Annotated in this window: 12 protein-coding genes; 1 reads left to right on the plus strand and 11 read right to left on the minus strand. The window is 65.1% G+C overall.

The window, feature by feature from the left end:
- Positions 1 to 81 precede the first annotated feature (81 nt).
- The 10 genes from FRZ44_RS15025 to FRZ44_RS15070 form a co-directional block, all read right to left on the minus strand.
- Positions 82 to 1,764 carry a formate--tetrahydrofolate ligase gene (locus tag FRZ44_RS15025; RefSeq protein WP_151177950.1) on the minus strand — a complete coding sequence of 561 codons (1,683 nt, stop codon included), beginning with the start codon at positions 1,762 to 1,764 and terminating at the stop codon, positions 82 to 84.
- Positions 1,765 to 1,974: 210 nt separating this feature from the next.
- The gene (glnT, locus tag FRZ44_RS15030) at positions 1,975 to 3,282 is read right to left on the minus strand and encodes a type III glutamate--ammonia ligase (RefSeq protein WP_151177951.1); all 1,308 of its coding nucleotides are present in this window, start codon (positions 3,280 to 3,282) and stop codon (positions 1,975 to 1,977) included.
- Positions 3,283 to 3,416: 134 nt separating this feature from the next.
- Positions 3,417 to 4,751: an FMN-binding glutamate synthase family protein gene (locus FRZ44_RS15035; RefSeq protein WP_151177952.1), complete on the minus strand. Its 1,335-nt coding sequence runs from the start codon at positions 4,749 to 4,751 to the stop codon at positions 3,417 to 3,419.
- A 13-nt stretch (positions 4,752 to 4,764) separates the two neighbouring features.
- Positions 4,765 to 5,448: a GltB/FmdC/FwdC-like GXGXG domain-containing protein gene (locus FRZ44_RS15040; protein WP_151177953.1), complete on the minus strand. Its 684-nt coding sequence runs from the start codon at positions 5,446 to 5,448 to the stop codon at positions 4,765 to 4,767.
- Complete coding sequence (locus tag FRZ44_RS15045; RefSeq protein ID WP_151177954.1) at positions 5,445 to 6,353, minus strand: class II glutamine amidotransferase; 909 nt, start codon at positions 6,351 to 6,353, stop codon at positions 5,445 to 5,447. Before FRZ44_RS15045 ends, FRZ44_RS15040 begins: the two co-directional genes overlap by 4 nt.
- Positions 6,354 to 6,464: 111 nt before the next feature.
- Entirely contained in the window at positions 6,465 to 7,187 is a 723-nt protein-coding gene (locus FRZ44_RS15050; RefSeq protein ID WP_151177955.1) for a helix-turn-helix domain-containing protein, read from the minus strand.
- The gene (locus FRZ44_RS15055) at positions 7,184 to 7,915 is read right to left on the minus strand and encodes a sarcosine oxidase (protein ID WP_151177956.1); all 732 of its coding nucleotides are present in this window, start codon (positions 7,913 to 7,915) and stop codon (positions 7,184 to 7,186) included. The genes FRZ44_RS15050 and FRZ44_RS15055 overlap by 4 nt, the downstream gene beginning before the upstream one ends.
- A 3-nt stretch (positions 7,916 to 7,918) precedes the next feature.
- A complete protein-coding gene (locus tag FRZ44_RS15060) occupies positions 7,919 to 10,837 on the minus strand; it encodes a 2Fe-2S iron-sulfur cluster-binding protein (RefSeq protein WP_151177957.1) in 2,919 nt (972 codons plus the stop codon).
- Complete coding sequence (locus FRZ44_RS15065) at positions 10,834 to 11,142, minus strand: sarcosine oxidase subunit delta (RefSeq protein ID WP_151177958.1); 309 nt, start codon at positions 11,140 to 11,142, stop codon at positions 10,834 to 10,836. Before FRZ44_RS15065 ends, FRZ44_RS15060 begins: the two co-directional genes overlap by 4 nt.
- A 16-nt stretch (positions 11,143 to 11,158) precedes the next feature.
- The gene (locus FRZ44_RS15070; RefSeq protein WP_151177959.1) at positions 11,159 to 12,400 is read right to left on the minus strand and encodes an FAD-dependent oxidoreductase; all 1,242 of its coding nucleotides are present in this window, start codon (positions 12,398 to 12,400) and stop codon (positions 11,159 to 11,161) included.
- A 237-nt stretch (positions 12,401 to 12,637) separates the two neighbouring features.
- On the opposite strand from FRZ44_RS15070, the gene FRZ44_RS15075 reads away from it, so the two are divergent.
- A complete protein-coding gene (locus tag FRZ44_RS15075) occupies positions 12,638 to 13,246 on the plus strand; it encodes a hypothetical protein (protein WP_151177960.1) in 609 nt (202 codons plus the stop codon).
- A 291-nt stretch (positions 13,247 to 13,537) separates the two neighbouring features.
- Here FRZ44_RS15075 and FRZ44_RS15080 read toward each other — a convergent pair whose 3' ends face one another.
- Entirely contained in the window at positions 13,538 to 13,984 is a 447-nt protein-coding gene (locus FRZ44_RS15080) for a hypothetical protein (protein ID WP_225308271.1), read from the minus strand.
- Positions 13,985 to 13,994 lie beyond the last annotated feature (10 nt).

Consider the following 13,994-nt stretch of genomic DNA (forward strand, 5'->3'; position numbering starts at 1 on the left):
GTTTTCCGTCGCTGCAAACGAAACGGGCCGCCCTGTTGCCGGGGCGGCCCGCACTCGTTCAGCGATCAGGCTGCCGATCGATCAGAACAGGCCTTCGACCTCGCCTCGCGCGTTGAGCTTGATGAAGTTGGCCGACGGCACCTTGGGCAAGCCCGGCATGGTCATGATCTCGCCGCAGATCACCACCACGAACTCGGCACCCGCGGAGAGCCTGATCTCGCGCACCGGCACCACATGGTTCGAAGGTGCGCCCTTGAGGTTGGGGTCGGTCGAGAAGCTGTATTGAGTCTTCGCCATGCAGATCGGGTAGTGGCCAAACCCTGCCTTCTCATACTCGGCGAACTGGTCGCGCACCTTCTTGTCCGCAATGATGCCCTGCGCGCCATAGAGATCCTGCGCGATGGTGCGGACCTTGTCCCAGAGCGGCATATCGTCCGGATAGAGCGTGCGGAAATTGGCCTTCCCGCCCTCGGCGATCTGCACGACCTTCCTCGCCAGTTCCTCGGTGCCGGCGCCGCCATCGGACCAATGGGTGCAACTGATGGCTTCAGCGCCGAGCTCGGCGCAGGCCTGCTTCAGGGCTGCCATCTCCGCCTCCGTGTCCGCCACGAAGCGGTTGACCGCCACCACGGGCGGGATCCCGAATCTTTTTACGTTCTCGACGTGGCGCGCCAGATTGACGATGCCCTTCTTGAGTGCTCCGACATTCTCCTTGCCGAGGTCTTCCTTGGCCACGCCGCCATGCATCTTGAGTGCACGGATGGTCGCGACAATCACGGCCGCCGACGGCTTGAGCCCCGTCTTGCGGCATTTGATGTCGAAGAACTTCTCGGCGCCCAGGTCGGCACCGAAGCCGGCTTCCGTCACCACATACTCGCCGAGCTTGAGCGCAGTGGTGGTTGCAATCACGGAGTTGCAACCATGGGCGATGTTGGCGAACGGGCCGCCATGGATGAACGCAGGATTGTTCTCGAGCGTCTGCACCAGGTTCGGCATCAACGCGTCCTTGAGCAGGACCGTCATCGGGCCTTCCGCCTTGAGATCGCGCGCATAGACCGGTTTGCGGTCACGGGTATAAGCCACGACGATATTGCCGAGGCGACGCGACAGATCGTTCAGGTCGGTTGCCAGACAGAAGATGGCCATCACTTCCGAAGCCACGGTGATGTCGAAGCCGTCTTCGCGCGGATAGCCGTTGGCGACACCGCCCAGCGAGGCCACGATCGAACGCAGCGCGCGATCGTTCATGTCGAGCACCCGGCGCCAGGTGATCCGACGCGAATCGATGCCGAGCTCGTTGCCCCAATAGATGTGGTTATCGAGCAGGGCCGCCAGCAGATTGTTGGCCATGCCAATGGCATGGAAATCGCCGGTGAAATGAAGATTGATGTCTTCCATCGGCACGACCTGGGCATAGCCGCCGCCGGCCGCTCCGCCCTTCATGCCGAAGCAGGGCCCGATCGAGGGTTCGCGCAGGCAGATGACGGCCTTCTTGCCGATGCGGTTGAGACCGTCGCCCAGCCCGACCGTGGTGGTGGTCTTGCCTTCGCCCGCCGGCGTCGGCGTGATGGCGGTGACGAGAATCAGCTTGCCGTCGGGGCGCGACCTGAGCTCGTCGACATAATGCAGGTCGATCTTGGCTTTGGAGGGTCCGTAGCGGAACAGGTGCTTTTCCGGAATTCCCAGCTTCTCGGCGATCTTCTCGATCGGCTGCATCTTGGCAGCCCGCGCGATCTCGATATCGCTACCGACCTTTTTACTCATCGTTCCCTGTCCTCTTGTTTGGCTTGCCACGGATGGCCGGCAGTCCGGTTCTATCCGAGCCTTTTAACGACCGAAAGGGCCGGGCCGGAGGCTATCCGGCACCGGCCGCGCCGGATGGTCCCGAAACGACGCGAATTGGCCTGGCCGGGAACACCAAATCCGGACCAGTTCAGGCTGGCCCCGCCGGAGGGCCGAAACCTGCCTTAACGCTTAGCAATCCAAGGTGTTGTCCATCTCCCACTGGGTCAGATGGCGGCAATAGCGCGACCATTCCTCATGCTTCATCCGGGTATAGGCGTCGATGAAACTGTCGCCCATGGCCTCGCGCAGGACCTTGCTCTTTTCGGTCAGGCGGAGCGCGTCCAGCAGGTTCAGGGGCAGCTTCTTGGCGCCCTTCACCTTATGGCCCTCGGTATACATGTTGATATCGAGGCGCGGACCCGGGTCGCGCTTGTTGTCGACCCCGTCGAGGCCCGCCGCCAGGACGCCCGCCTGCAGCAGATAGGGATTGGCGGCGCCATCCATGAGGCGCAGCTCGAACCGGCCGGCATCCGGAATGCGGACCATGTGGGTCCGGTTGTTGCCGCCATAGGTGATGGTGTTGGGCGCCCAGGTTGCCCCGGAGAGCGTCCGCGGCGCGTTGATGCGCTTGTAGCTGTTCACGGTCGGATTGAAGAAGGAACAGAGCGCGTCGGCGGAATGGATGACGCCGCCGAGGAAGCTGTAGGCCAGCTTCGAGAGGCCGAGTTCGCCCTTCGGATCGTGGAACAGGTTGGTCTTGCCACTCTTGTCCCAGACCGAGACATGGGCGTGACAGCCATTGCCGGTCAGATTCAAGAATGGCTTGGGCATGAAGGTCGCGCGCATGCCGTGCTTCTCGGCGATCTGGCGGACCATATATTTGAAGAAGACGTGACGGTCGGCGGTCAGCAGCGCATCGTCATATTCCCAGTTCATCTCGAACTGGCCGTTGGCGTCCTCATGATCGTTCTGGTAGGGCTTCCAGCCCAGCGCCAGCATCGAGTTGCAGATCTCGGTGATGACATCGTAGCGGCGCATCAGCGCCATCTGGTCGTAACAGGGCTTCTCCTGCGAATCGAGCGAATCGGCAACCGATCTGCCATCGGGCGTAATCAGAAAATACTCGCATTCGACGCCGGTCTTCATGCGCCAGCCCTTGGCGGCGGCCTTCGCGATCTGATGCTTCAATTGCGCGCGCGGGCTGTCATGGACCTCCTTGCCGTCCATCCAGAGATCGCTCGCGAGCCAGCCCACCTCGGGCTTCCAGGGCAGCTGGATCAGGCTGTCGGGATCGGGACGCGCGAACAGATCCGGATGGGCCGGCGTCATGTCCAGCCAGGTCGCGAAGCCGGCGAAACCCGCCCCGTCGCGCTGCATGCCAGCGATCGCCTCGGCCGGCGCCAGCTTGGCGCGCAGCTGGCCGAACAGATCGACATAGCTGATCAGGAAATATTTGATCTTTCGCTCTTTGGCGATTTTGGAAAGGTCGGCAGCCATGATGTTCGTCCCCCTGCTCGAATGACCGGCCCGGAGCGGTTTTGCTCTCTATGGCCGTCGCTATGGTCGGCGCCCGCGGTTCCGGGCGGCGTCGAAATGAGGCGGCGACGCTCGCGCCGCCGCCCCGGAAATTCCTAAAGCCCGCCCTGCCCCGGGATCCAATTGGTCCCAGCCAAGGGCACGCGTGCCATGGCGGCGGCTTCGATCGTCAGCGCCACCAGATCCTCGGGCTCGAGATTGAGCACATGGCTCTTGCCGCAGGCGCGCGCGATGATCTGCGTCTCCATGGTCAGCACGGCCAGATAATTGGCCAGCTTGTGGCCGGCCCTGATCGGATCGAGGCGCTTGGCCAGCTCCGGATCCTGGGTCGTGATGCCGGCGGGATCGCGGCCTTCATGCCAATCGTCATAGGTGCCGGCCGTGGCGCCGATCTTGCGATACTCGGCATCGAGCTTCGGATCGTTGTCGCCCAGCGCGATCAGCGCGGCCGTGCCGATCGAGACGGCATCGGCGCCCAGCGCCAGGGCCTTGGCCACGTCCGCGCCGTTGCGGATGCCGCCCGACACGATGAGCTGCACCTTGCGATGCATGTCGAGATCCTGCAGCGCCTGCACCGCCGGGCGGATCGCCGCCAGGGTCGGGATGCCGACATGCTCGATGAAGACTTCCTGGGTGGCGGCCGTGCCGCCCTGCATGCCGTCCAGCACCACCACATCGGCGCCGGACTTCACCGCGAGCGCCACGTCGTAATAGGGCCGGGTCGCGCCGATCTTGACATAGACCGGCTTCTCCCAGTCGGTGATCTCGCGGATCTCCTGGATCTTGATGGTGAGATCGTCGGGCCCGGTCCAGTCGGGATGCCGGCAGGCGGAGCGCTGGTCGATGCCCTCCGGCAGGGTGCGCATCTTGGCGACGCGCGGCGAGATCTTCTGCCCCAGCAGCATACCGCCGCCGCCGGGCTTGGCGCCCTGCCCGACCACCACCTCGATCGCATCGGCCTTGCGCAGATCGTCGGGGTTCATGCCATAGCGCGACGGCAGGAGCTGATAGACCAGGATGTTGGAATGGCCCCGCTCCTCCTGGGTCATGCCGCCATCGCCCGTGGTCGTGCTGGTGCCCATCTGGCTGGCGCCCCGGCCCAGGGCTTCCTTGGCCTGGGCCGAGAGCGAGCCGAAGCTCATGCCGGCGATGGTGATGGGAATCTTGAGATGGATCGGCTTCTTCGCGAAACGCGTCCCGAGCATGATGTCGGTCGCGCATTTCTCGCGATAGCCTTCCAACGGATAGCGCGACACCGACGCGCCGAGGAAGACGAGATCGTCGAAATGCGGAACCTTGCGCTTGGCGCCGAAGCCGCGGATGTCATAGATGCCCGTGGCCGCGGCGCGCTGGATCTCGGCGATCGCATATTCGTCGAAGGTGGCCGAGCGGCGCGGCGGCATCGGCACGGGAGAGAAGGTGGCGCTCATGGCTGATCTCGCTTCAATAGGCGTCGGCGTTGTCGACATGGAAATTATAGAGCCGGCGCGCCGACCCGTAGCGCCTGAAGCGCTTCGCGTCGGCTTTGATCCCGGCGCGAGCCAGCAGTTTCTCGAGCTTGGCCAGATGGTGCGGCGTCATCTTCTTCTCGACGCAGTCCGCACCCAGGCTCTCGACCTTGCCCTGCACATAGAGGCGGGCCTCGTAGATGGAATCGCCGAGGCTCGAGCCGGCATCGCCGCAGACGACGAGGCTGCCGCCCTGCGCCATGAAGGCGCTCATATGGCCGACCGACCCGCCCACCACGATGTCGATGCCCTTCATCGAGATGCCGCAGCGCAAGCCCGCATCGCCCTCGATCACGAGCAGGCCACCGCGCCCGGTGGCGCCGGCCGCGTCCGAGGCATTGCCCTTCACGCGCACTTCGCCGGACATCATGTTTTCGGCCAGGCCCACGCCGCAATGGCCGTTCACGAGGATGGTCGCTTCCTTGTTCATGCCGGCGCAGTAATAGCCGGGATGCCCGTCGATCGTGACCTCGATCGGCAGGGTCAGGCCGGCGCAGAGCGCATGCGCTCCCTTCGGATTGACGACGCGCCAGGCCTTCTCGTTGGTTTCCGGCGGCAGATGATGCAAACGGTCGTTGAGATCGCGAACCGAGCTGTGGGCCAGATCGACAGTGATCATGCCGCGGCCTGCACATCCCAGGTGTAAACGACGGCCGGCGCCGGCGCCCAGACCTTGGCCTTGTCCGCGCCCGGCAGATTGGCGATCGAGCGATATTCCGAGGCCATCGCCACCCAATCGTCGGTTTCGGCCAGGACCGCCGGTTTGCAGGCGAAGGCATCACGCAACACGGCGAAGCCGTTCCGCGTGCCCATGGTGAAGGTATAGAAGCCGTCCAGGTCTTTGAGGCCGGCCTCGAGCGCTTCGGCCAGGCTCGCCCCCTCGCTCAGGCGCTGCGCGAAATAGCGTGCCGCCACCTCGCTGTCGTTGTCGGTCTCGAACTCGTGGCCGCGATGCCGCAGCCAGCGGCGCAGATTGTTGTGGTTCGAGAGCGAGCCGTTATGCACGAGGCACATGTCCGAGGCCGCCGTGAAGGGATGCGAATGCTCGGTCGTGACCGCGCTCTCGGTCGCCATCCTGGTATGACCGATGGCATGCGTGCCCTCCATCTTGGCGAGGCCGTAGCGGTCGGCGACCTGCTTGGGCAGGCCCATATCCTTGTAAACCTCCATCACCTGGCCATAGCCCATGATGCGGATTTCGGGATGATGCGCCTTGAGCCAGCCGCGAACATTCGCGTCCGGCGCCGAGACGGTCATGACCACGTGGTTGGCCTTGGTCTCGATATCGACCTCGGCCTTGAGCGCCTCGCCGAGCGCGCCGCCGATCTCGCGCCAGTGGAAATGCGGGTCGGCATGGAACAGCGTCAGCTTCGAGTCCTTGCCCGTGACCGGCTTGTGATAGACCGCGATGCCCGCGCTGTCGGGGCCGCGCTCGGTCATCTCCACAAGCATATGGCTCAGATGCCGGCCGAGGCTGGGCCTCAAGGCCGGATTCTTGAGGAAGAGTCCGACGATTCCGCACATGGGAAGATCCTTTCGGGAGTGCCCGACAAAAGTCCGGGGGACGATAGCCCAGGCGGGGCGGGGAATCAATGATAAGGAAACAATGTTTCCTGTCAGGAAATCGCTGCGGAATCAGCCTTCTGCATCGCGCGGATAGCAGATGATCGAGAGGAACCGGATCGGCAGCTTGCGCAGCTCGTCGGGACCGTGCGGCACGTCCGCATCGAAGAACAGCGAGTCGCCCGGCAGAAGCGTGTAGGTGCGGTCGCCATGGCGATAGCTGACCTCGCCCTCGAGCATGAAGATGAACTCGACGCCGTCATGCTGGAACAGCGGAAACACGTCGGAATCCGCGGTCAGGGTGATCATATAGGGCTCGACCGAGATGCTCTTGCGCAGCGTATGGCCGAGCAGCTGGTACTGATGCCCGGCGCGCGTGCCGCGGCGCTCGATCTGCAAGCCCTGCCCCGCCTTGACGAAGGTGGCGTCGCGTTCCTCCTCGAAACGGCGGAAGAAGGCCGTGACCGGCACATGGAGCGCCACCGAGAGGGCCCGCAGGGTCGCCAGCGAGGGCGAGGTCATGCCGTTCTCGATCTTGGACAGCATGCCGGCCGAGAGCTCGGCTATCTTGGCGAGTTCGGCCACCGTCATGTTGAGCTTGCGTCGGAAGTCGCGCACCTCGCGCCCGATCGCCTCCTCGAGCCGGCCATGGCGCTTGTCGATCAGGCCGTGCGGGTCCTGGAACTCCTGCACCGTCTCCGACGCCGGACGTTTCGCGGGTTTCCGGGGCGCGGCCCCGCCCTTGCGCGCCTCCGATCCCGGCGCGCCCGCCCCGGTCTTGCGCTTGCCCTTCACCGCGCCTCGGCCAGACGGCGCAGCGCGCCCAGTCCGATCGGCTGGCCGTCGAATTCGGCCATCGCATCGACGAGGCAGCCCCACATATATTCCGCCGACGCGCTGTCGGTCAGCAGGTGATAGGCCGGCATCTCGCCGAAATAGTCGCGGATCAGGATGGCGCTGATCTTGGCGACCGAGGTCTGCGCGATCTGGCCCTGCTTGAATTTATGCGCGCGCAGATCGACGCCGCAGATCTTCGCGAACATCGCCGGCGCCTGCCAGCCCGAGATCATGAACCAGCAATGGCTCTCGGCGCGAGGCATCGGATAACCGATGAGCTTGCGCGGTTTCTCGGCCCCCCAGTTCCAGGCGCCGTTGAGCCGGTCGATCAGGCCGGCCTCGCCCTTGAGGCTGTCGATCAGGAAGATCTCCGTGGGCGCGAGCCTCGCCGCCAGCGAGCCATCGGCCTGGCGATAGGCCATGTTGCTGTCGGGCCCGATCATCATGCCCTGGGCGGTCAGCCATTCGACGGTGCCGGTGCCCTTGAAGCCGGTGCGCGGCAGGGGCGAGAGATCGGTCAGCGCAAGCCGCCGGCCGATGCCGACTTCCTCGTCGACGGAGCGGCCGAGCCGCATGGCGACCGCACTGTCGCGGATCGCTGCCCATTCGGCGCCCTTGGCGTCCAGCAGGCGATAGACATAGCTACGGCGGTTGAAGGCGGTCGGGGAGACGGTCGCACTGGCCATGGCTTACATCTCCTGCCGCTTGTTCTCGGGGTCGAAGAACGGGATCGGCACCACCCGCGCCTGGATCAGCCGCCCGCCCGCGACCTTGATGTCGAAATTCTTGCCGGGTTCGGCCTGGTCGGGCGCTACATAAGCCAGACCCACCACCCGGCCGAGCGACGGCGAGATCACGGCCGAGGTGACGCGGCCCAGGATCTCCGCTCCCCGCACCACCAGGTGACATTCCTCCGGCACCGGCGCATTGGCATCGTCGAGCGTGAACCCGACCAGCTTGCGCGTCAGGCCCGAGCGATTCTGGATGTCGATCGAGCGGCCGCCCATGAAGTAGGGCTTGGTCTTCGAGATCGCCCAGGCCATGTCGGCCTCGTAGGGATGCGTCAGCCCGTCCGTGTCCTGTCCGATGATGATATGGCCCTTCTCCAGGCGCAGCACGCGCTGGGCCTCGACGCCGAAGGGACGGATGCCGGCGGGCCGTCCCGCCTCCATCAGCTTGTCCCACAGGGCCTCGCCCATCGAGGCCGGCACATGGATCTCGTAGCCGAGCTCGCCGACGAAGCCGACGCGCATCAGCCGCGCCGGGATACCCGCGACCGTTCCCATCCGCACGCCCATATAGGGGAAGGCAGCGGCCGAGAGATCGACATCCGGGCAGAGCTTCTGCAACACCTCGCGCGACTTCGGACCCGCGAGATTGACGCCGGCATAAGCCGCCGTGACGTTCGCCACGTCGACATCGAGGCGCCACTGCGAATTCCAGAACAGCATCAGGCGATAGACGCCGTCGACGCCGCTGGTGGTCGCGGTCACGTAGAAATGCTCTTCGCCGAAACGGCAGGCGACGCCGTCATCGATGATGGCGCCGCTCTGGTCGGTCATCAGCACATAGCGCGAGCGGCCGACCGGCTGCTTGGCATAGGCGAAGGTATAGAGGCGGTTGAGGAACTCGGCTGCGTCGGGCCCGCGCACGTCGAGCCCGCCCAGGGTCGAGACGTCGATCAGCCCGACATTGTTGCGGACATTGCGGACTTCCTCGCGGATCGCCTGGTCGCGCTCTTCCTTCTTGCCGTAGAAGGCCGGGCGGTACCAGAGGCCCGCGGGCATCATGCGCGCGCCCAGCTCCAGATGGCGCCGATGCATCGCGGTGTGGCGCTCGGGCTCGAAGGTCCGGCCCGCCATGAGGCCGAATTTCTCCGGCCGGTAGGGCGGCCGCTGGGTCGTGACCGACATGGTCGCGATGTCGCGGCCGGTCTCCTTGGCGTCGATGCGCACCGTCGCCACCGCCGAATGGCGGCCCTGCGAGGGCCCCATGCTGACGGTGGTGTAGCGCTTCAGCAGCTCGACATGGTCGTAGCCGTCGGCGATGCCGTTCACCAGATCCTTGACCTGGAGGTCTTCGTCGAAATCGACGAAGTCCTTGCCCTTCTTGCTCGGGAAGATCGGCCAGGGATGGGTCACGCCGATGGCGCCCCGATCGCCCGGCGCCGAGGGCTCGCCGCCCACGGCGGCCCCGGCATCCTTCGCGGCGGCCCAGCCGGCGCGGCGGCCTTCGGCGATCACGGCATCGAGCGCATAGGTGCCGTTGACCGAGCCGGCCGCGAAGACATGGGCCGGCAGGACGCTGGGCGCAAACATGTGGCTGGCGCGGTCATAGGCGAACTTCGCGCCGATATGATGCAGGAGCTGGCCGGTCGGGCTGTAGCCGACCGACATGCAGAGCAGATCGCAGGGAATGGTGGCGAGCGCCGGCGAGAGCTCGCCCTCGCCCGTCACCTTGCCGACCAGGGCCGCCGTGATGTTGCGCTTGCCCACGCCATAGAAGGTCTCGGCCACCCCATGGCCCTGCAGGATCGAGACGCCGCGCGCATGGACCGCCTTGGCGAAGGCCGAACTGTCGGCCTCATTGCGAAGATCGACCACGGCCGCGACCTCGACGCCGGCATCGCCCAGATCGAGCGCCACGCCATAGCCGTCGGCATTGGCCGTCAGCACCACGGCGCGACGGCCGGGCCTCACGCCATAGAGCTTGATCAGGCGCTGCGCCGCCGAGCCCAGCATCACGCCCGGCAGGTCGTTGTTGTGGAACACCGCCGGCTGCTCGAGCGAGCCGGTCGCGACCACCACCGCCTTGGCGCGCAGCTTGTAGAGGCGATTACCCTTGATCACCGCCAGCCAATTGTCGGCGAAGAAGCCGTTGCAGGTGGCGTCGGTCAGGATCCGGATGTTCTGCGACGCGGCCAGCTCGGCCGCGAGCTCGCGCGAACGCGTCCTGCCCTGCTCGCCCGCCGCATCGAAGCGCGCATAGGAGAGCGAACCGCCGACGCGCGGGCCCTCGTCGATCAGGATCACCTCGAGGCCGGCCTTCGCCGCCTCGGACGCCGCCGCCATGCCGGCGGGGCCGGCACCGATCACCGCGACATCGGCGAAGAGATATTCCTTGTCGTAGTAGTCATGATGCGCGTGGACGTCGACCTTGCCCAGGCCGGCGATCTCGCGGATCACCTTCTCCCAATGCGGCCAGGTCCATTTCGGCTTGAAGAAAGCCTTGTAATAGAAACCCACCGGGAGGAAGCGGCCGAGCCTCTCCATGAAGGAGAGCCGGTCCTGCTCGAGGCTGCCCTTGTAGTTCTGGCCCATCACGGCGAGGCCGGGCCGGATCGGATGCATGTCGGCCAGCACGTTGGGCTCGCCGCCGATCTGGACCAGCGTGTTCGCGTCCTGGCCGGCCATCGTCAGGATCCCGCGCGGCCGGTGATATTTGAAGGAGCGCGAGATCAGCCATTCGTCGTTGGCCGCGAGCGCGCTCGCGATCGTGTCGCCGACGAATCCCTGGAAGGGCCGGCCTTCGAAGGTGAAGGTGACCGGTTGGCCGCGGTCGATCAGCAGGCCGGCCGGTGCCGAAAGACGGTTGACCCCGTCGCTCATTTCTTTTCCTCGTTCGCCTTCGGCGCCGCACTGAACTCGACCCGGGATTTGAAGACCTCGCCCGCCGGATAGGTGCGCAGGATCTCGTCCGTCACCGTGTGGCGCTCGGCGATGAACCAGAAGGAGGTGGGCACGTGGCACCACCATTCGCGCACCACGCCGGCGGTGTTGTTCTCGATATGCACATACTCGGCCCATTCGCGGTCCGAGACTCGCGCGGGATCGGGCATCGGCTTCACTTCGCCGCCCCAGACGAACTCCGAGATGTTGCGCGGGCCGTTGAGCGGGCAGTTCATGATCTTCATGGGTTCCCTCCCTCGCTCAATGCCCGACCGAGGCCGCGCCCTTTTCGCCGACCTGCTTCATCTCTTCGAAGCGGGACAAGCGGAAGGGCTCGATCAGCTCGTGCGGTTTGTTGTTGGCGACGGTGTAGGACATGGTGAGACCGCAGACCGGCGTCGCCTTGAAGCCCCAGGTACCCCAGCCGGAATCGATATAGTAGTTCTCGAGCGGGGTGAGCCCCATGCAGGGGCTGAAATCGGGCGTCATGTCTGCCATGCCGGCCCATTGCCGGTTGAGCTTCATCTCGCCGAGGAAGGGCAAGAGCTCCAGCATGTGGCCCAGCAGGCCTTCCTTGAAATCGAGCGTCGAGCGCGTCGAATAGACGCCATAGGGGTCGGTCGATCCGCCCATCACCAGCTCGCCGCGCGAGGATTGCGAGATATAGACGTGCAGCGAGCCCGACACGATGATCTGGTCGAGGAAGGGCTTCACCGGCAGCGAGACGCAGGCCTGCAGCGGGATGGTGCGGATCGGCAGCTTGAAGCCAGCCAGCTTCGCCACCAGCGAGCTCGATCCCGCCGTCGCCTGCAGCACCTTATTCGCATAGACCGTGCCGCGGTTGGTGACGACGCCTTTGACCTTGCCGCTCTCCTGCAGGATCTCGGTCACCTCGGTGAGCTGATGGATCTCGACGCCGCGCCGCGTGGCGCCGCGGCCATAGCCCCAGGCGACCGCGTCATGGCGCGCGATCGAGCCCGGCGGATGATAGAGCGCGCCCAGGATCGGATAGCGCACATCCTCCGACATGTTAAGCACCGGACAGAGCTTGTGGATCTCGTCCGGCCAGATCAGCTCGGAATCCACACCCAGATGCTTGTTGACCTCGGCGCGCCAGCGGCTGGTGCGGATCGCGGCGTCGGTGTGGGCCAGCGTAAAATGGCCGCGCTCGGAATAGAGGATGTTGTAGTCGAGGTCCTGGCTCAGATCCTGATAGAGCTTGACCGAGGTGTCGTAGAACCTGACGCCCTCGGGCGTCAGGTAGTTCGAGCGGATGATGGCGGTGTTGCGCGCCGTGTTGCCGCCCGCGAGATACCCCTTCTCGAGGATCGCCACGTTGGTGATGCCGTAGTCGCGCGACAGGTAGTAAGCCGTCGCCAGCGCGTGGCCGCCGCCGCCGATGATGACGACGTCGTAGCTGGGCTTCAGATCCCGGGCGAGCGGGAAGTGGCGCTCGGCCGGGTAGGTCTTGCTAAGCCCGTATTTCAGCAGCCCGAAGGGCATCGTGAACCCCGTCTTTGGTCGGCATGAAGGCGGATCGGATCAGGACCGGCAGGCTAACCGCCGGTTTCCTGCCGGACAAGAAACATCACTCCGATGATCGGCGGAAAGCCGGCGATATTTACCGCAAATCCGACCGGCCGGCAGCGACATCGCGACGCCATGTCCCCGACGGCGCCGCTTGCGGTTCGCGCCGGATCGCCCCAGACTCCCTGCCTGTCCATTCTCGAGGGATCGATCATGACGGCCGGCGACCGGCGAAAGAATGTCGTGCTGATGGAACCGGCGGCGGAAGCGCTGCGCGACGAGTTCCTCGGCTGGCAATGCCGGCTGCGGCAGCTTTCGGTGCGCGAAGGGCTGGGACGCCCCTCCAGCGGCATGCGGGCCCGCGTCAGCACCCTCGACGGCACCGAACTCGCCCCGGCCGTCACCCTGCTGGTCATGCGCGAGGAGCCGGAGGAAAGCACCCAGCAGTTCCGCTTCCAGGTGCAGAAGACCCAGGACCCGGTCGAGCGTTATGAGAAAGCGCTGGAGATCCTGTCGGCCTGGTACTATCAGCGCCCGCGCGAGTTCAGCGACATCATGACCGGCCTGTTCGGGCCGGGATCGGCCTTCGCCGACCAACTGCTGCTGCATGGGCGTTGCGAGCTCGAATTCATCGAATATGCCAAAGGCTATCGCATCCCCTGCTCGGTGCTCGAGCTGGCCGAGAACGATGCCTTCTATCAGGCGACCTATTGGCACAACCGCCTCTTCAACCCGAACATGCCGGCCGGCGTCCGGGTGCTGTCCTTTACGCCGGACTGGACCCATTCCGCCGATTTCGAGGTCGAGACCGGCGAAGAGTGACGCTCCTCGCATCTCCGCACGACTCACTTTCTTCCCCTCTCTTTGGGGGCAGAGCAATCGCCGATGCGAGGCGAGTGAATCCCCTCCCCAACTTTTGGGGGAGGGTTGGGGAGGGGGCTGCTCGGTATCGGCCCCTTCGCACCCCGACGAGATCGTGGACCGAGTCATCCCCCTCCCTACCCTCCCCCTCAAGGGGGGAGGGGATAAGAAACGGGTGTCGCACCGACATGACAAGGGCCGGACTCAGACGAGTCCGGCCCTGTCTCATGGTTCGTTTCCTCGAAGGTCCGCTTAGAACTTCCGATAGGCCTTGTTGAGGTCGACCATCGGGTGCTTGCGGGACATCTGGAACTTGATCAGCAGCTCGCGCGCGATCATGTCGCGATCCTGCTGGTTGTCGGGCAGTTTCACGCCCGGCGGAATCGTAACCCAGCCATTGACGTTGCGGTCGAACACCGCGGCACGGCCTTCCTCGTAGCCCATATGGACGTCCTCGAGCCAGTTGAGGTCGTCCCAGCCCATCACTTCCATGTATTTCTTCAGGAAGGGCGTCAGGCGGCTGTAGTCCGGCACGAGATTGACGTCGTAGCGATAGCCGATGTGCTGGCCGATTTCCTTCTCGCGGTTGGAATCGAGGCCCTTCCCCTTGAGGTATTTGTCGACATCCTCTTTCTTCGGGGTGGCCTTCGCGGTCTTCACGACCTTCATGACCGGCTTCTTCTGCGTCGGTTTTGCCATCGGGGCTCTC

The organism is Hypericibacter terrae, assembly GCF_008728855.1.
GTDB lineage: Bacteria > Pseudomonadota > Alphaproteobacteria > Dongiales > Dongiaceae > Hypericibacter > Hypericibacter terrae.